This is a genomic window from Dokdonia sp. R86516 (assembly GCF_044596715.1).
Taxonomy (GTDB): Bacteria; Bacteroidota; Bacteroidia; order Flavobacteriales; family Flavobacteriaceae; genus Dokdonia.
In genome coordinates, this window is sequence record NZ_CP138998.1 from 1059183 (window position 1) to 1078608 (window position 19426).

Sequence of the window (19426 nt, forward strand, 5' to 3'; positions counted from 1 at the left end):
GTACTTAATTGAACTTGACCGCGGTAATTTCGTGTTCAAGTTCATTATTAACTACTATTTTGATTGCAATAGATCGGCAATCTTTCGATCGTTTGAAAGTCTTGGTATTTTATTTTGTCCTCCCAGCTTTCCTTGAGATTTCATGTAATCATTAAAGCCATCTTTTACCACTTTAGTAATTTTTAACGGCTGCAGTACCTTTCCAGTGATTAAGTCAAGGTAGTATGAGTTTTGAGCTTGTAGTGAGGAGTCTAACGCTTTCGCGAAAGCGTGCAAATCACCACTACCCTCATTTTCAAATTCTATAAACCACTCATGATAAGGTAATCCTTCTTGAGGTGCTACTTGCGGTGCTACGGTAAACTCTGTCACTTTAATGTCTGTTCCTGCAGAGGCTTCAAGCATAGCCTGCTCTACCTCCTTGCCTATCACATGCTCTCCAAAAGCAGATATAAAATGCTTGATTCTCCCAGACACCATGATACGATAGGGTTTAAGGCTGGTAAAAATCACAGTATCACCTATATTATATGCCCACAGTCCTGCTGTGGTAGAGATAATCATTACGTAATTTACATCAAGTTCTACGTCCTTAAGCGTTATTCTCGTTGGGTTTTCATTAAAAAACTCATCTGCTTTTACGAACTCGTAAAAGATACCATTGTCTAGTTGCAACAGCATTCCCTTCTCTGTTTGCGTATCTTGAAATGCAAAAAATCCTTCACTCGCTGGATATAACTCAATGCTGTCTACCCTTCTACCTATAAGGTCTTCTAGCTTGCGACGGTAAGGTTCATAATTTACACCTCCATACACAAACAACTGATAGTTTTTAAAGAGCTCTCCCACCGTTTTACCACTTTTCTGGATAAGACGTTCATAATACATCTGTACCCACGGAGGAATCCCACCTATGAGCGTCATATCTTGATCTATGGTTTCATCTACAATAGCATCTACCTTTTGCTCCCAGTCTTCTATACAATTAGTTTCCAGACTAGGAAGCCTATTCTTCTGTAGATAATTAGGCACATAATGTGCTACGATACCAGAAAGACGGCCTAGTTTGATGCCATTCTTTTCGGTCATCTCTGGGCTTCCTTGTAAAAAAATCATCTTACCATCTACAAAGTCTGTATTTCCTGTCTCTGCGATGTAAGAGAGAATTGCGTTACGTGCACTGTTAGGATGGGTTTTCATGCTATCCTTAGTAAGCGGTATGTACTTTACCCCAGATGTCGTTCCAGAAGTTTTTGCAAAGTAAAGAGGTTTACCTGGCCAGAGTATATCTGGTTCTCCAGCAACCATTTTATCTACATAGTAGCGCAAGTCTTCATAATCTCTAATAGGCACTTGCTTAACAAAATCTGCATGCGATTTTATTGTGTCAAAACGGTGATCATTACCAAAGGTCGTATACTGAGCAGCATCTATAAGACCCTCAAAAACTTTGTGCTGAGTCTCAATAGGGTTATCTGCCCATTTTTTTATACTTCGCTGTATGTACGACGCAAAAATTTTTGCTCCAAAAGACTTTATCGACATTAGTTAAAATCTATAAAATTAGTCGGATTTATAGGGTAACCATTACTCCACAACTCAAAATGTAAGTGTGGTCCAGTACTATACTCACCTGTATTACCCACCGTGGCAATAACTTCACCTGCTTGAACCAAGGCTCCTTGTGACTTATTGAGAGAAGCATTGTGCTTATAAACAGTGATAAGGTTTTTACCATGATTTATAATAAGTACATGACCTGTCTCTGCAGTCCACTCGGCAAAAATTACAGTACCATCTGCTGCCGCTTTTACTGGGGCATCTTTTACCGTTACAATATCTACCGCAAAGTGTTTTTGGCTAGCATTATATGCAGACGATATGGTTCCTTTCACAGGAGGAAATAGTGAGAAATCTGTATCCTCAATAGCTTTATCAAACACATTATACTTGTCTTCCTGCTCTACTGTTTGTCTCAACAGGCTATCTTCCTTACTAGGGAGCACATATATTTCTTCATCATTAAAAACAGCATCGCGTATAGAATCTCTATCAAATTCTAGCTCCTCTACGTCTCCACTTAACACTCTACGTATAGAAGAGTAATATTGCTCATTTACTCTAATTGCATTTTCAAGAGAATCTGTTTTTGCAACGAGTAGCGTCGCATTGCGCTTGAGTTTTGTGCTTGAGTAACCAGGAATATATTCCCTTAATGGTGTAAATGCGATAAGTAATGTAGTAAGTGCAATAAGAATAATAGCAGATATACCTACTAGAATAAACACATTGAGTCGTGTGAGTTTAAAAGAAATACGCTCCTCAAAAGTATCTTCATTGAGAATAACTAAGCGATACTTATGCAGTAGCTTTTTTGCAATCTTTTTTTTCTTCTCTTTTTTTTCTGCCATTTGAGATACAAATATACTTTTTAGATATGAGATAATTGATGTCTTTACGCTTTCGCGAAAATTGGATTGCGATAACCACTCAGCAACAATTAAGTCCTTTTTATCACTTTAACGCTCGTATGTCTGTTTTCTTACTATCTTTGTTTTTCTAAAACAGATGAAGATGAATTTTTTAGCAATATTTTTAGGAATGGTAGGCCCTTGGCAAATAGGACTTATTGTATTAGTTGTTTTATTACTTTTTGGAGGTAAGAAAATCCCTGAAATGATGCGCGGCTTAGGTGGCGGTATCAAAGAATTTAAGAAAGCGTCTAAGGACGAAGAAGACGATATGATAGAAGAGAAGAAGTAATACTCGCTCTTTCTTATATAGAAAAACCGCATAGCTCTTTGAGTTATGCGGTTTTTTTATATTTTCGACCAAAACTTTACAAAATGAAATACGCCTGTTTAATAATAACAATACTTGCATTCTCAATTATCTCTTGTAGTGAAAATGACTCCCAAGTAATTGAAGAGGAAATAATTGAAATAATAGATGATGTAGAAATGGATGATGTAGAAATGGATGACAGTGACAATGAAGAATCCTCTCCAAAGCTTCTCACAAAATTGACTGTCGATAATTATTTCTATTTATTATTTTTTTATAATGATGATTACACTTTAGATAAAATAGAAGGCGTATTTATCAACCAACCGCATGAAAACTTCACAAAACAATTTCATTATCTAGATGGTAATATTGATTACGCGGAATATATAAATCCCGATGGCACCCCAGATGGCAAAGAAGAGTATCTTTATGAAAACAACATAATTTCGGAGCGACGAGACACCTATGTAAATGAAGATACCGGTGAGACAATAGTTAGTGAGCGATTTCTATACACATTTGAAAATGAAAATGTTTCCAAGATCAGTTATATAGGAGCCAATGCCTCTGAAATTTCTAATATAATAGAATTTCAATATGATGAGTCCAATAATGTAAGTACAAGGTCGGTTACTTACCTAAATAATCAAAATGAAAGTTCCACAACAGAATATTTATACGATGACTTCAATAACCCCTTATTAAATGTTGAGCCGAAAATTCTGCATATAGACGATTTTTTCAGCTTTGTCAATAACGTTATTCAAACAACCAATTCATTTACAATAACACATACTTATACTTACGACGATGATGGATTTCCTACTAAACAAGAAGAACAGTCTACAACATATGAGTACGTATATAATCGTTAACAGTATTTATTAATTCATATTCTCTATCACAATTAAGAAGAGCTATCATATTTATGATAGCTCTTCTTAATTTATAAAGTTAATATGCTTCTACCTCAACCTAGCACTTTTCAAGATACTCTCAAGCTCAAACATATTATCACGCTGGTCTTGTGATGGGGAGAAGATGAAACCTTCTAATATCAAGTATCTTCCATTTTTTTCATCTCTTACGGCATAGTTTACAAAAGGTCCAGCCATATAACGACCATCTACTTCCCATGTTCCTTTAGTCTCATAAGCTAGTTTTCCATCTATCTCTGTTTCTTGTAAGTATGGTGAGAAAGCACGTTCTGTAATAAAGCGACCGTCATCTACTGGTATTTTCTTTCCACCTATAGAATCACGCATGCGTATAATGTTCTTGATTGTTAAGGTATCCTTATCAATTGCTTGTAGCGGCACCTCGTACACTGTGATATTCATGTTACCGCTGCGCTTAAGCTCTTTGCGCATCCAGAAGAAATCTGCTTTCTGTTCTGCATATCGATATGCATTTGGAAAGTTAAGTTTTACTCCAAATACCTTTTGTAAAGAATCTGTTTTCTTCAATGCCTTTTTAATTCGACTTTGATTTGCAACAAGCTCTTGTTCTTTAAAAGCAGTTACAATACGTTCCTCATTATCAATAATAAGATTTGCAATTTGTGTGTGGCTACTTCCAGTAACAATTACTCCTGTTTGTGGGCGTGCATACTTATCTTTTACGATAGTTAAAGAAGCACTATCGGCTGGTTTTATTTGCAAATAAATTCTGTTCTTAAGTAAGAAATCACTGAAAGCCTCTGGCGGAATCTGATCTATAGAAAACTTAGGCTCCTCACGTGGTAATCCATACACCGGATCTGCCAGCACATCGCGTAGCGCGTCTCCTATAGCTCCTTGCCATTGTGCTTTAGTCACAATTACCTTAACGTTGTTAATATTACCTACAGACTGGCTTAAAATGCGTTTACCGTCATTATCCCCACAAGAAATAAGTAAGGACGCTGTTACTATACTTAAAAATATTCTTTTTATCATATTGCTATTATTAATGATTAACATCCAGACATCACAAGGACCGTGGTGTAATCTGTATCTCTCTTAATTGTAAAAAAACCGCCTAGTATATTGTCCGTAGGTCTGTATTCTGTAAGGTCAAAGTTCCAATGATTCTGACCATAATCTCCAAAAATCTTATTCACCGCCTCTACCCATAACAGCACAGATTCTCTATTAGGGTTTGCTATGGTGAGCACTTCTCCAGTTGCAAGTGCTGCGTCGCCACAATTGCGTTTTGTGTAAACGATTCCATTTTCAAAAGTTTGTGTAAATCCACAATCTCCGCCACCATTAGGTGGAAGAATTTCCTTTTCTGAAATGGCTTTGTAGTTATCTATCAAGTATGTATAAACTAGATTCTTAACAGTACGATTTTCATTTCCTTCACTATCTATTGCTACATAAGCAGCAGGGTCAAAAGGTTTGAGAGTTACTTCTTGTGCGGCAAGTGCTGCTGTAAAGCATAGGCTTAAGACGAGAAATAACTTTTTCATAATCTAATTATTTAGAAACGCGTAATTTCATTCCTGGTTTGAGTTTAGAACTACTAATATCGTTCCAAACTTTAATATTTTCAATACTTACTCCAGGAAATTTATTTGCAATTTTCCATAGCGAATCACCGTCTTGAACGATATATGTTTTCTTTCCTTTAAATGATACAGTTTTTTTACTGCTATTTGATGAGCTACTGGTAACAGGTTTTCTTGGGTAGATTGTTAATCGCTGTCCTATTTTAAGGGCATTGGATCGGAGGTTATTCCATTTCTTGATTTGGCTTACTCTTACGCCATATTTATTGGCAATTTTACCTAAATAATCCCCACTACGTACTCGATATCTCACCTGCGAACTTGCTGTAAGTACCTCAGGTAATGGTTTTTCACGTTTGTCTAATTCTGCTTTCGCGAAAGCGTAAATAGCCTGTTCATTTTGTACAAATTTACCCACACTCTCGATAGGGAGTCGCACGTAATATTTCTTGTCCTTTACCACCGGAATAATATCTAATTTATACTGAGGATTTAGAAATTGAACAATCTCCAAAGGAATTCCCACGATACTAGAAACCTGATCTAGCGCGATGCTTTGTTTTATGTGAATGGTATCTGTGGCAAAGTAGTTTATAGGTGCTCTTTCTGGTGTGTATCCATGCTCATCTGCATATTCAAAAAGATACATGGTGGCTAGAAACGCAGGTACATAACCAGCGGTTTCTCTAGGTAAATTCTTTCTAATATTCCAGTAATTTGTAGCACCTCCAGAGCGTCTTATTGCTTTAGAAACATTTCCGGGACCAGAGTTATAAGATGCTAGTGCAAGATCCCAGTCTCCATGAATATCATAGAGTTGTGATAAATAAGCACAAGCAGCCTCTGTTGCTGCAATAGGATCCATGCGATCATCTACATAACTGTTTACTTCGAGCTTAAACATTTTACCCGTTGCAAACATAAACTGCCATAAACCTGTTGCTCCTACTCTAGATTTTGCTCTTGGACGCAGTGCACTCTCTACAATGGCGAGATATTTCATCTCTAGAGGGATGTCGTACTTATCGAGACGCTCCTCAAACATAGGGAAGTAAAACTGGCTCACGGCCATAAGCTTCTCCATGGTAGGTTTGTGACGCTTTAAGTAACGATTTATCACGCTTTCTAGCGACGGGTTATACTCCACGTTAAATGGAGTACGCGCATTTATTTCGGCAAGGCGTTTTTTTAGTGTGTCTGTAGGAAGTTCTAAGTTTACTTCTGGACGGTATGTGTGGCTTTCACGTATATTATTTATAGAATCAAATAGATCCATTCTTGCCAGTTCCTTGCGCCAGCGCATATCTATAAGTGCTGCTTGAGGATTATCTGGTAAGTTAAAGGTTATAGAATCTCTCACTTGTGTATCTAGTAATACTTGAGGTAAATCTTGAGAGATTGTATTTGTAATGACAGTATCTACTACTTTGATAGTATCTCTTTGGAGCGTTGGTTTTTTATTTTCTTTTATAACCGGAGCTTTCTGTTTGTAGGCCTCATATGAGAGGGTATCTTGCGCTTTCGCGAAAGCGGAAAACAAGAGTATAGAAGCTACTAGGGATATTTTAAAATTATGTTGCATTAGAGTCATAGTCAAGGAACGAAAGATACGGGAAAATCGTATGGTTTTAAAGATAGGGGATATAACTTCTAGCCAGCACAACTTCTGTTAGGTATATAAAAAATAAGACCACCTCAAGAGGTGGTCTTATCTATTGATGTATTGTTAATTATTCTTGTATAGCAGCTATACCTGGTAGAGTTTTACCTTCCAGCATCTCAAGCATTGCACCGCCTCCAGTAGAGACGTAGCTTACTTTTGTATCAAAACCAAATTGTTTTACAGCAGCAACACTATCTCCACCTCCTACTAGTGAGAACGCTCCATCCTTTGTAGCTGCAGCAATACTATGACCTAGTGCGATAGTTCCTCCGGCAAATGTTTCCATCTCAAAAACTCCTAATGGTCCATTCCATAAGATAGTTTTTGCACGCCTTGCTACTTCGTCAAAGAGTTCGCGAGATTTTGGTCCAGCGTCAAGGCCTTGCCATCCATCTTCGATACTCATGATATCAGACACTTTTGTGTTTGCATCGTTTGAGAAATCATCTGCTGCAATAACATCTACTGGTATGTGAATCTGCACTCCTTTTTCTTTGGCTTGTTTAAGAATATCAAGCGCGAGCTCCATTTTATCATCTTCGCAAATAGAGTTTCCTATGTTACCTCCTTGTGCCTTAATAAAGGTAAAAGCCATACCTCCACCTATAATCATCTCATCTACTTTATCTAGGATATTCTCAATAACCGTAATTTTTGAAGATACCTTAGAACCACCAAGAATAGCTAGTACAGGCTTCTCGCTGTTATTAAGCACGCGATCAAGACTCTCAATTTCTTTAGCTAGTAAATAACCATAACATTTTGCATCTGGAAAAAACTGAGCTATGATCGTAGTAGATGCATGAGCGCGGTGTGCAGTACCGAAGGCATCATTTACATAAATATCTCCTAGCCCACTTAGCTGCTTTGCAAATTCTACATCACCAGCTGTTTCTTCGCTATGGTAACGAAGGTTTTCTAGTAATAATATCTTTCCCATTTCAAGGTTAGATGCTGCCTCTGTAGCTTTTGTACCTACACAATCCTCCACAAAGTTTACTTCTACACCAATGACTTCAGAAACAGTTCTACAAATCTGAGAAAGAGAAAACTCCTCTTCTTTGTTTTTAGGGCGACCTAAATGAGACATAAGGATAGCAGATCCTCCGTCTTCTAATATCTTTAAAATAGTAGGTTTTGCGGCCTCAATTCTTGTAGTATCAGTAACATTACCATCTTCATCAAGGGGAACATTAAAATCTACGCGGATTAAAGCTTTCTTATTCTCAAAATTAAAGTCGTCTACTGTAATCATTTTCATTGGTTTTGCTAACAAATATAATAGATACAGAGGATAAAAAATGCAGTGATTCCTTTATATTTGGAGCTATGCTGTTCTCAAACGTTATCGGGCAAGATTTTATTAAAAATCATCTCACAACAAGTGTTGATGCAGGGCGTATTGCTCATGCTCAACTTTTTATAGGTTTATCTGGTACAGGGGTTTTACCCATGGCGATTGCTTATGCACAATATATTTTATGTAATAACGCTCAAGGCGAAAATGAGGGAGGATCTCAAGCTTGTAATTTAAAGTTTGAACACTTATCACATCCAGATTTGCACTTTGCTTTTCCCGTAGCTACTACTCCTGAAGTAAAAAGCCATCCTGTCTCTAATAATTTTATGAAAGAGTGGCGATCATTTATTACAGAAAATCCATATGGAGATCTTTTTGAATGGCACCAGCATCTAGGTATTGAAAAGAAGCAAGGGCAAATAGGAGTAGATGAAGCTGCCGAAATCAATAAAGCACTCGCCCTAAAATCTTATGAAGGAGGTTATAAAGTAATGATTATATGGGCAGTCGATAAAATGAATACTGCTGGATCAAATAAACTTCTCAAACTACTAGAGGAGCCACCAGCAAAAACTTTATTTATTCTCATATCTGAAAATGAGGATAGCATTATAGACACGATAAAGTCAAGATGCCAAGTATTACATTTCCCAAGATTAAGCGAACCACAAATTGCCGATGCTTTAATTAATCATCATAATACTCCAGATGCCGAAGCTCATAAAATTGCTCATCAAGCACAAGGAGATTACCAGCAAGCCATGCATTTATTGCATCATGATGGAGACGATATTCAGTTTGAAAAATGGTTTGTTACATGGGTACGAACAGCCTTCCAAGCAAAGGGTAAAAAAGAAGCCGTTTTAGGACTCATGGAGTGGAGCGAAATCATAGCAAAATCTGGTCGTGAAACTCAAAAGAATTTCCTGGCTTATTGCGTACAATTTTTCCGTCAAGCTTTGCTTAAAAATTACAAGGCAAATGATCTTGTTTTTATGGAACCAGAGACCGGTTTTGATCTCTCAAAATTTGCTCCATTTGTTCACAATAATAACATATTTCCTATTGTAGAGGCCATACAAGACGCTTCATATCATATAGAACGTAATGGAAATGCAAAAATAATCTTGACAGATCTCTCAATTAAATTAACTCGATTTTTACATCGTAAGAGCTGATCATATCAAATAGTTACATCTATATTTAGCCTCGACTAAATATATTTTTAGATAAATAATCAATAGTATACGCTATCAATATACTAGATGATCTCAGATCTTTTACTAAACGAGAACACTTAAAGGCTCTATAATCTACCGGCACGGTTTCTATCCCTTTAAGCAGTACCATTTGGTTGGTGAAATCTTATTTAAATAAGCTTGATTATCTTGATAAAAAGTACGGAGATTTTACGGCGCTCTCTAGTCATTTCGGGACGAGATAATCCATCAAAATTAGGCATAAAAAAAGCGATGATTTCTCATCGCTTTTTAAGCTATTTTGAAGACTAGAATTTAGTCTTTTTTTGGAGCATATTCTCCATTCATTTCTGTAAGAATTGCTTCTGTAAGATTTAACTCATCTTTACCATAAAGAACACTTCCAGCATCGTTAGATCCATAGATATAAGAGTAACCATTTGTCTTTCCGTAAGCCTTTACCTTATCCTTCACTTTTGTAATAAGTGAGTCTATTACTTTCTGGCTTTCTACTTGTAGTTGACCTATTCTTGCCTGGCGTTCTTGTTGTAATTGTTGTGCCTCTGCTCCAAGTTCATTATAAGTTGCTTCTTGCTTTTTACGAGACATAGATGGCCCGTTTTTTCTAAACAAGTCTTCTTTGATTTGATAAGCTTTGATTTTCACCTCTAGCTCGCCCATGATTTCATCATTTTGCTTTGTAAAGCGATCCTTTGCGCTTTTAAGCTCTGCATATTCTGTAAGTAGCTCTTCAGTATCTACAAAACCTGTTTTTTCTGTTTGACAAGCTACAGCCATCATAGCGGTAACAAGTAGCATTCCTATTTTTTTCATTTTATTGTTTTGATTATTTGATGCGAAAATAGGTAGAATCCATTAAAACTGAATTAAAATTAATTCTATTTCCATTTTGATCCTCAAATAAATGTAAATAGACTTAAAATCACCGATTATTCACTAAAACTTGAATCTTTTGAAACCTACACTTAGAGAATTTATTAAGAAGGCTACAATTTCAAAAAGAGAATTAATTCGTGATTAATCAATACGATATACTGAAAGAATTAACATTGAAAACAGAAATGAAAAAATCTGGAAGATTGATACACATATTACAGGCGATAGTAATTGTGTTATATAAAAATGACATTGTTAATTGAAAATATTCCACGTGGAACATTTCATATCAAATTACATTTTGAACAGAAACATTGAAAACTAAATTGTCAATTCCAGAATAAATAAAAAATGAAAAAATGTCGAAACAAGCCGTCATAAGAAAAATTAATCGTCAAAAAAGGAATTAATAACAAAATCTTATTAAAAACGGGGCGTATAAACACTGTTTTTAAGCGGTTTCAGCATTTAGCTATATACATTTAAGACATGTGCCCTTAAAATCCCTTAAAAGGGCTTATTTTTAATTTAAGCGTGTTTTAGGACATAAATATGAGATGAATAACCTCCAGACTCCTTTGCTTGACGATTTGACTTGAATCCAATGAGAAATGCAGTAAAGAAATTCATTTTACCATTTTTATACTTTTCCGAAAGAAGACTCACATAATAGGAATCAAATTTCATAGGCAGTGTTTTTACTAGTTGTAAATCTTGTTCTGCAAAAAGTCTTTTTATAGAAGTTTCTGAAAAATGGTATAAGTGTCTTGGAACATCAAAAGCTGCCCAATGTGATTTATAATAACTAGCATCAAACGATTCAAAATTAGGAACGGCAATAAATAAAGTTCCATTTTTTGCTAGTTGCTTTTTCAACCATGCTATTTGCTCTTGTAAATCGTAAACATGTTCTAACACATGCCACATCGTTATCACATCGTATAACTCCCCTCCTACTTCATCGATGGTGTTATAAATATCGAGTCCTTTATGTTGAGCAAGCTTTTTAGCTTTATCATTTGGCTCTACTCCTTTTACGTTCCATTTTCTTTTAGATAGAAATTCCAAAAAATCTCCAGTTCCAGCTCCTATGTCTAAAACAGAACCTTGGTCAGGATGAAAACTTTTCAGGAGTTTTTGCTTTCGCGAAAGCGTGATTCCTTTTATAGTTTGATATGCGATTTCAAATAAAGATCGTTTTCCATCTGTGTGAGATATATAATCTTCACTTTCATAATATGAAGGAAGCTTAGAAATATCCGGCTTAGGATTTGTGAAATACATGTGGTACTTCTCATCATACTTTAGTGTAAATTCTTCCCCACTTACCGAATAATCTTTTACTTTAAAATCTTCTTTCATCAATTTTGTTTCACGTGGAACGTATACTACTTAAATAATTATCGTCCCATATAAACTAACATTACACTTATGTCTGAAGGAGAAACTCCGCTCACTCTTGATGCTTGAGAAATTGTAGTTGGCCTAATTTTAGATAATTTTTCCCTAGCCTCAAAAGAGAGCGACTTCAATTTTGTGTAATCGAAACCTTCTGGGATTTTAATATTTTCTAAACGCTGTAGCTTGTCTGCATTTGCTTTTTCCTTTGCAATATAACCAGCATACTTAACTTTAATTTCTGCCTGTTCTAATACATCACGATCAAGATCTTTCTCCTCAATATATGCAGCTACTTTCTCAAAGCCTTTCATATCATCAAGCGTGATTTGAGGTCTAGAAAACACTTTAAACATTTTATCAGATTGTCTCATAGGAGAAGATCCTCTCTCCTCTAGTATATCATTTACTTCCTCAGGGAGAATACTTGTCTCTTCAAAGAACTTTACGAGATCATTAGATTCTCCCTGTTTCTTTTCCATAGTAATGAGACGTTCCTCAGAGGCTAAACCTACAGCATTTGACATAGGCGTGAGACGCTCATCTGCATTATCTTGACGCAACAGTGTTCTATACTCTGCACGAGATGTAAACATCCTGTACGGCTCTTCTGTACCTTTTGTAATTAAATCATCAATAAGAACCCCTATATACGCTTCATCTCTTTTGAGCATGAAAGGATCTTTCTCATGCACTTTAAGGTGTGCATTCATACCTGCCATTAATCCTTGAGAAGCTGCCTCTTCATATCCTGTGGTTCCATTAATTTGTCCCGCAAAATACAGTCCGCTCACAAGCTTAGTTTCTAAAGTATGCTTTAACTGTGTAGGCGGAAAATAATCATATTCGATAGCATATCCTGGACGGAAGAACTTTACATTTTCAAAACCTGCTACAGACTTTAGTGCCTTAAACTGGACATCTTCTGGGAGTGATGTTGAGAATCCATTTACATAGATCTCGCAAGTATTCCAACCCTCTGGCTCAATAAATAATTGATGCCTATCCTTATCTGCAAAGCGGTTAATCTTGTCTTCGATAGATGGACAATATCTTGGCCCAAGAGATTTAATTCGACCATTAAACATAGGCGAGCGATCAAAACCTTCTCTCAAAATATCATGCACTTCTAGCGAAGTATAACTCATATGACAAGGACGCTGATGTGTAAGCGGACTTGTTTCTTTACTATAACTAAACTTCTCTGGAACTTCATCACCTGGTTGAATAATCATCTTAGAGAAATCTAACGATCTACCATCCACTCGTGGAGGTGTTCCTGTTTTCATTCTACCAGATTCAAATCCAAATCCAACTAGCTGTTCTGTAATTCCGGTGGCTGCTCTTTCACCTGCTCTACCTCCACCAAATTGTTTATCTCCTATGTGGATTAATCCATTTAAAAAAGTACCATTAGTTAGCACTACAGATCTTCCTCGCACTTCAATTCCAAGTGAGGTTTTTACACCAACTACTTTATCATTTTCTACAATAAGACCGCTCACCATCTCTTGATAAAAATCAAGATTCTTAGTTTGCTCAAGCTTCATTCTCCACTCCTCTGCAAATCTCATTCTATCAGATTGCACACGTGGAGACCACATGGCAGGACCTTTAGATTTGTTGAGCATCTTGAATTGTATCGCTGTCTTATCAGACACGATACCACTGTATCCTCCTAGCGCGTCAATCTCTCTTACTATTTGCCCTTTTGCAATTCCTCCCATAGCAGGATTACAACTCATTTGGGCAATGGTTTGTAGGTTCATAGTTATAAGAAGTGTAGAACTTCCCATATTTGCAGCGGCAGCGGCAGCTTCACAACCTGCATGGCCCGCACCTACTACTATAACATCGTATGTATCTTGAAATAGACTCATTGTTTCACGTGGAACATTAAAATATTAATATCTCTAAGAGAAGTTACGCTTTCGCGAAAGCATTATATACATTCTTTTAAAGGCGTGCAAAGATACAGCCTTTAGTTCTCTCTAACACAACTTCCCACTGGGACAGATGTTAAACCTTGAACTCGAGAGTTGTAAGAAATTTACTACTTATCTAACTGCTAAATATAAGTTTTCCTTAGCTCTCATCTCCTTAGCCTCATCCTCACTCTTATCTTTATAACCGCAATAGTGCAGTAGTCCGTGAACCATAACACGGCTTAATTCGTCTTTAAATGAAGTTTTAAAATCTGCAGCGTTATCCTCGACACGCTCTACAGAAATATAAACATCTCCACTAATCACATCTCCACTTGTATAATCAAAACTAATTACATCTGTAAGGGTATCATGATTCAAATATTCAACATTGAGTTTATGCAAGTAAGAATCATCACAAAAAATGTAATTGATTTCACCCATTTGTTTTTGCTCGGCTTCTATAACGGACGTTAACCACTGAAGTAACTCTCCAGGATTTGATAATTCAAAATCATTTGTACTATTAAATTCAATCATTGTTTTTCTGGAAGTAATCCTGCACTTTACGCTTGTATTCTTCCTTAAGCGGAAGTGCATTTCTGTTTAATATTTCTGTTGTATTAAAATACTTTTTTGCTTTCTCAAGAGCACTATTTACAGGATTTGAAAACTCCTTTAAGTTGGTATTTGCTTCACGCTTATTCTCCTCTCCTTGTTGTAGCGTTGCTTCTTTAAGTTTAAGTAGTTCGTGCTTAAGGTTAGTCATACGTTGTAAGGTTTCATTATTAAAACCCTTGTCTAATAGTTGCTGCTCGACATCCTTCATATCTTTAACAAGCTTCTCTGCATTGTCCCCAAGACCTTCCCTTTGAATAGCATCTTCTAGTTGTTGTCTTAACTTAGACTGCTCTTTATAAATTTCATAAAGAAGTCCCTGCTCATACTCGTCACTTTGTCCTTCTCCATTTTCTCCATCTCCATTCTCGCCATTTCCATCACCTTTTAAATCACTATTACTCGAGCCTTTTCCTCCACCTTGACCACCTTCACCATCGCCTTCTTTTCCTTCCTCGCCTTCAGACCCAGGTTGATCACCGCCTCCTTTTCCTTCTCCTTCTTTTCCATCAGAACCTTCACCAGATTCTCCTTCCTTGCCTTCACCTTCTTTTCCTTCCCCGGGTTTCTTACCCTCACCCATTTTCTTATTGAGTTCTTCTTGACTCTGTATAATATCGGGGAGTTGTCCTCCGCCACCACTGCCAGAACCCATGCCCATACCTTTTCCTTTACCGGAGCCGCTACCAGACATCATTGCATTTTGCATATTATCTAGTGTCTGACTAAGGAAGTCTGCTAGTTTATTAGTTCCAGTAATTACATATTGTTGGCTACTTACTCCTTGCATGATTTGATTCTGAGCAAGTCTTGATAATGCTTGGTCTATGCTGTAATCAATATCTACTAAAGTTTCATTGATAACTTCATCCAATTTAGGCTGACGCAGTGACAACGCATATAAACTATCATCTATATGTTTGAAATTTTGTTTGAGTACATTTTGCCTTCTTAATTTACGTGCGTAGTTAGGATTCTTCCCATCCATCTTACGAAATTCCATCATTATAGTCTCTTCTTCAAAACTAAAAACAAGAAGATTATCTAGTATCTGGCGTAACATCACTGCATCTTCTTCCAGACTTTCTTCACCACCCATTTGCATTTGAGACTGCATAGACTTACTCATTTGTTTCATCTTTTCTGCAGCCTTTTTCTGCTTTGCCTGAGCACTAGATTTATCCTGAGGTGTTCCGTCTTGTTGTTCTTGATCTGCTTGTTTTTCTAATTCTTCGCTAGCTCCCTCCTGCTCTTCTTTAATTTCTTCTTGTTTCTTTTCGTCACCAGGAAGGTCCATAGGCTTTTTAAGTTCTTGATTTTCTTTCTCAAGATCTTTTAATGCTTCCTCAAGTTTTTTGAACTCTTCATTGAGTTCATCTTGCTTTTCCTTAGTATTTTCTTTGCCTTCCTTCTTACTTAAATCCTCTTGTTTTTTTGCAAGTTCTTCTAAGTCACGAGCAATTTGCTCAGTCTTTTTCTGAACATAATAACGCTTTGTAAGCTCAACCATTTGCTCTAGGTTGCGCTTATTATTTTTATTTTGTTTTTCAAGTTCCTCAAGCTTTTCAGAGAGTTCTTCTTTTGGCATTTTCTCTCGTAGCTCTTGTAATTCTTTTAGAAGCTTTTCATTTTCCTTTGCTTTCTTTTCTTGACGTTCTAGGCGTTCCTTGAGTCTTTCCTTATCCTCATCTGTAAGCTCTTCTTCCTTTTGAAACTCATCAAGATTCTCCTTTAATTGTTTAGAAAAATCTTTCATCATTTCCTCTTGCTGTTTCTGGCGTTTCAGAAAACTATCAAGTTTCTTTTGATCGTTAAAACTCAGTTGCTTTTTCTCTTTCTGAGTGCGTGAGATTTCTTGTAATTCTTTCTCACTATCCTTCATCTTCTGTAAGGACTTGTCAAGATTACCTATAGATTTTTGTTGTTGTTCAAGCTGTTTATTTTTAAGCTCATCATCGGTGAGTTTCACAAAACTATAAATCGTGCTCTTCGTACTCTTGAAGCGATGGATGGCATCGTTATCAAAAACCTCAAAATAATACTCATAATTTACTCCTTCTTGTAAATCAAGATTATTAGGGAATGCATAAATAAACTGATCTACATTACCCTTTGAAATACTGATTTCCTCATACTGTTTATTATCACTCTCTGACGGGTAGTAAACAATTTGTAATTTTTTAAGCCCGTAATCGTCGCTCACTTTTCCGTAGAAATAATTCTGCTGCTCGTTTACAGTATCTTTTTTTGCTTCTAAGGATATTTCAGGATACTGATCTTTTATCACCTGTAAGTTATAAGCCAGATTTTCATAGTTTTTTAGTTGACTATTACTCGTACTTACTTCATAACTCGTGTTATTATAGATACGTTTTACTGCTTTAAAAACTTTTGAGGTTGTCACATTTTCGCTTAAAGCGAAAGGAATAATAGTATCCTTAAGCACAAGATCTACACCTTCCGTCTGCCTCGTACTTATATTCCAAGTAACGGTAGTTCCTTCTGGGATGATTGCATTCCCAGTATTTTTTACAGTCTCTTTTCCTTTGCGAGTATGTGCAGGATAGTTGAGCTCCATATCAAAACCCATAAGAACAGGAACCTTGAGTACCTCAATGGTATAAGGCTGGGATACGACTTTATTACCCTTAAGGTTAAAGGTGATATTTTCTGTAGGCTGTTCAAATATATAGCTATACTCTCCCGGAGCAATTTGCTGTAAAAAATACACCTCATCATTAAATCTCACAGATGCCTCCTCAGGAATTATATCTCCCAGTGTGCGCACGCGCAATTCAAAATCTTTATTTTCTATCGCCTGTAAATTCTCATTGACTACATAAAAACTAAACGGTGCTGGTGGCTCATACGCCTCGTTGTAATTTACAACACGTTCATAGCTTGTTGAGAAAACCTTTTCCTTCCCTGCATAGTTTGCAATGAGAAATATAACTACAGGTATTGCAGCATATTTGAGGTACTTCTTATTTTTTGTAAAATCTATAGCTAGTCTAAAAGGGATAGGCTCAAGCTCTTCAATCTTCTGCTCAATACTTGCGAGCATTAGCTCTGAGTCTGTAACTTCACTATGTAATTGTAAGGTGTTTATAAGCTTGTCGCTTACTTCTGGAAAATAATTTCCTATCAAACTAGCAGCATCCTTATAATTGATACCTTTTGATAATTTAAATAATCTGGCTAGTGGTACTGCTATAAACTTGATGAGTAAAGCAACCTCTACTACTATAAACGCCCAGAAAAGAACCGTTCTTCCCGCTGGACTAAGCCAGAAAAAGTACTCAATGAGCAGTGTGATTAAGAAATAAAATAGGCCTAGTGCAAAAAATAATATCGCACCGCGCAGCAATTCATTAGTGTAATATTTTCTAATAAATCCCTCGAGCTTCCTCTCTATTTTTTCAAATCTATTCGTCATCTATCCTAATTCTCTTTATAGCAACCTCTAAAGTACTATTTTATTATGTTTTAAGAGGATGTCAACATTTACAAAGATATCACTGTGAACTTCATAAAAAACTTTAAACGGTAATCGTTAAGCCTTTTTAAAGGCTTAAAAGTATCTTTGCACAAAATCTAAGACTATGTCTCAAAACGTTCGGGTGCGATTTGCACCTTCACCTACTGGGCCATTGCACATCGGTGGTGTGCGTACGGCGCTTTTTAATTATTTATTTGCCAAAAAACATGGAGGTACTTTTATCCTCCGTATAGAAGATACAGATCAAAATCGCTATGTACCTGGTGCAGAAGATTATATACGTGAAAGTCTAGACTGGTGCGGCATTTCGTATGACGAGGGGCCTACAAAAGATGGTGGTTTTGGACCTTATAGACAAAGTGAACGTAAGGATAAGTATCACGCTTTCGCGAAAGCGTTAGTAGACACCAATAATGCTTACTATGCATTTGATACTGCCGAAAGCCTTGATGCACACAGAAAAGATCACGAGGCAAACGGTAAAACCTTTATCTATAACTGGCACAATCGCCTTAAACTAGATAACTCTCTCGTTCTATCACAAGAAGAAACAGAGAAACGTATTGCTGCTGGTGAAAACTATGTAATCCGTTTTAAGTCTCCACAAGACGAAATGTTGCAACTACGTGATGAAATACGTGGTGCTATGGAGATTGATACTAACATTCTAGATGATAAGGTGTTATTTAAATCTGACGGGATGCCTACCTATCACCTAGCAAACATAGTAGATGACCATTTAATGGAAATTACTCATGTAATACGTGGTGAAGAGTGGTTACCATCTCTAGCGTTACACGTGTTATTGTATAGAGCCTTTGGATGGGATGCACCAGTATTTGCTCACTTACCACTTATTCATAAACCTGTAGGAAAAGGAAAATTAAGTAAGCGTGATGGTGATAAACTAGGATTTCCAGTATTTCCGCTACAATGGGAAGATCCAAAATCAAATGAAATATCATCTGGATATCGAGAAGATGGTTACTTTGCAGAAGCCATGGTAAACATGCTTGCCTTTTTAGGATGGAATCCTGGAACAGAGCAAGAAATTTTTAGTCTAGAAGAGCTTGTAGCAGCTTTTGATTTAAAACGTGTTAATAAAGCTGGAGCAAAATTTGATCCAGAAAAAACTAAGTGGTTCCAGCAGCAGTATATGCAAGAATCTCCTGTAGCACTTATAGCAGATCAATTTATGTCATTCTTAAAGGATAAGAATGTTACCACTACAGAGGAGTATACAACACACGTAGTTGATTTAATTAAAGAACGCGCCATCTTTGTAGAAGATTTATGGACACTAGGAAGTTACTTCTTTACTGCACCAACAGAATTTGATGCCAAAGCTTCTAAAAAAGCTTGGAAAGAAGATACCGCGGCCATCATGGAAGAGGTGAAAATTATATTATCTAGTGTATCAAACTTTACAACAATAGAGGCTCAAACAGCTCTTAAAGAGTGGATTGTAGCAAAGGAATTAGGTTTTGGAAAAGTAATGCAACCTTTTAGATTATCACTTGTGGGCGCTATGCAAGGACCTGATGTTTTTGATATTGCTACCACCATTGGTAAAGAAGAAACATTGCGACGTATAGACTATGCAATTACCACACTAGGGTAATTGATATACATATCATTATTAATTAAGG

General features: G+C 36.5%; 15 protein-coding genes. 4 read left to right on the forward strand and 11 right to left on the reverse strand.

The window, feature by feature from the left end; translation table 11 throughout:
- Positions 1-54: 54 nt before the first annotated feature.
- On the reverse strand, positions 55-1545 hold the full coding sequence (locus SJY23_RS04925) for a GH3 auxin-responsive promoter family protein (protein ID WP_396597674.1): 1491 nt from the start codon (positions 1543-1545) through the stop codon (positions 55-57).
- Entirely contained in the window at positions 1545-2411 is an 867-nt protein-coding gene (locus SJY23_RS04930) for a M23 family metallopeptidase (RefSeq protein WP_396597675.1), read from the reverse strand. The genes SJY23_RS04925 and SJY23_RS04930 overlap by 1 nt, the downstream gene beginning before the upstream one ends.
- A 163-nt stretch (positions 2412-2574) precedes the next feature.
- Between SJY23_RS04930 and tatA the strand changes: the two genes are divergently transcribed.
- Together tatA and SJY23_RS04940 are read left to right on the forward strand one after the other, a co-directional pair.
- Positions 2575-2763 (forward strand): twin-arginine translocase TatA/TatE family subunit, encoded by a 189-nt coding sequence (gene tatA, locus SJY23_RS04935; RefSeq protein ID WP_013750675.1) that lies wholly within the window; start codon positions 2575-2577, stop codon positions 2761-2763.
- Positions 2764-2846: 83 nt separating this feature from the next.
- Positions 2847-3662, forward strand: coding sequence for a hypothetical protein (locus SJY23_RS04940; RefSeq protein ID WP_396597676.1), 816 nt, complete (start codon positions 2847-2849; stop codon positions 3660-3662).
- A gap of 90 nt (positions 3663-3752) precedes the next feature.
- Here the strand turns inward: SJY23_RS04940 and SJY23_RS04945 are convergent, their stop codons facing one another.
- From SJY23_RS04945 to SJY23_RS04960, 4 genes are all read right to left on the reverse strand, one after another.
- Positions 3753-4724 (reverse strand): DUF4837 family protein, encoded by a 972-nt coding sequence (locus SJY23_RS04945; RefSeq protein ID WP_396597677.1) that lies wholly within the window; start codon positions 4722-4724, stop codon positions 3753-3755.
- A 17-nt stretch (positions 4725-4741) separates the two neighbouring features.
- A complete protein-coding gene (locus SJY23_RS04950; protein WP_396597678.1) occupies positions 4742-5239 on the reverse strand; it encodes a hypothetical protein in 498 nt (165 codons plus the stop codon).
- Positions 5240-5246: 7 nt separating this feature from the next.
- Positions 5247-6869 carry a LysM peptidoglycan-binding domain-containing protein gene (locus tag SJY23_RS04955; RefSeq protein WP_396597679.1) on the reverse strand — a complete coding sequence of 541 codons (1623 nt, stop codon included), beginning with the start codon at positions 6867-6869 and terminating at the stop codon, positions 5247-5249.
- Between the two features lie 139 nt (positions 6870-7008).
- The gene (locus SJY23_RS04960) at positions 7009-8196 is read right to left on the reverse strand and encodes a phosphoglycerate kinase (RefSeq protein WP_396597680.1); all 1188 of its coding nucleotides are present in this window, start codon (positions 8194-8196) and stop codon (positions 7009-7011) included.
- Positions 8197-8270: 74 nt separating this feature from the next.
- On the opposite strand from SJY23_RS04960, the gene SJY23_RS04965 reads away from it, so the two are divergent.
- Positions 8271-9419, forward strand: a complete 1149-nt coding sequence (locus SJY23_RS04965; RefSeq protein ID WP_396598100.1) for an ATP-binding protein — start codon at positions 8271-8273, stop codon at positions 9417-9419.
- Between the two features lie 336 nt (positions 9420-9755).
- Here SJY23_RS04965 and SJY23_RS04970 read toward each other — a convergent pair whose 3' ends face one another.
- The 5 genes from SJY23_RS04970 to SJY23_RS04990 all read right to left on the reverse strand — a co-directional run bounded on the left by SJY23_RS04970 (position 9756) and on the right by SJY23_RS04990 (position 17714).
- The gene (locus tag SJY23_RS04970) at positions 9756-10274 is read right to left on the reverse strand and encodes an OmpH family outer membrane protein (protein ID WP_396597681.1); all 519 of its coding nucleotides are present in this window, start codon (positions 10272-10274) and stop codon (positions 9756-9758) included.
- Between the two features lie 591 nt (positions 10275-10865).
- Entirely contained in the window at positions 10866-11699 is an 834-nt protein-coding gene (locus SJY23_RS04975; RefSeq protein WP_396597682.1) for a class I SAM-dependent methyltransferase, read from the reverse strand.
- 38 nt (positions 11700-11737) lie between these two features.
- Positions 11738-13615, reverse strand: coding sequence for a tRNA uridine-5-carboxymethylaminomethyl(34) synthesis enzyme MnmG (gene mnmG / locus SJY23_RS04980; RefSeq protein ID WP_396597683.1), 1878 nt, complete (start codon positions 13613-13615; stop codon positions 11738-11740).
- Positions 13616-13792: 177 nt separating this feature from the next.
- The gene (gene ybeY / locus SJY23_RS04985; RefSeq protein WP_396597684.1) at positions 13793-14200 is read right to left on the reverse strand and encodes an rRNA maturation RNase YbeY; all 408 of its coding nucleotides are present in this window, start codon (positions 14198-14200) and stop codon (positions 13793-13795) included.
- Positions 14193-17714: a hypothetical protein gene (locus SJY23_RS04990; RefSeq protein ID WP_396597685.1), complete on the reverse strand. Its 3522-nt coding sequence runs from the start codon at positions 17712-17714 to the stop codon at positions 14193-14195. Before SJY23_RS04990 ends, ybeY begins: the two co-directional genes overlap by 8 nt.
- 166 nt (positions 17715-17880) lie before the next feature.
- On the opposite strand from SJY23_RS04990, the gene gltX reads away from it, so the two are divergent.
- Positions 17881-19398: a glutamate--tRNA ligase gene (gltX, locus tag SJY23_RS04995; protein WP_396597686.1), complete on the forward strand. Its 1518-nt coding sequence runs from the start codon at positions 17881-17883 to the stop codon at positions 19396-19398.
- Positions 19399-19426: the final 28 nt, after the last annotated feature.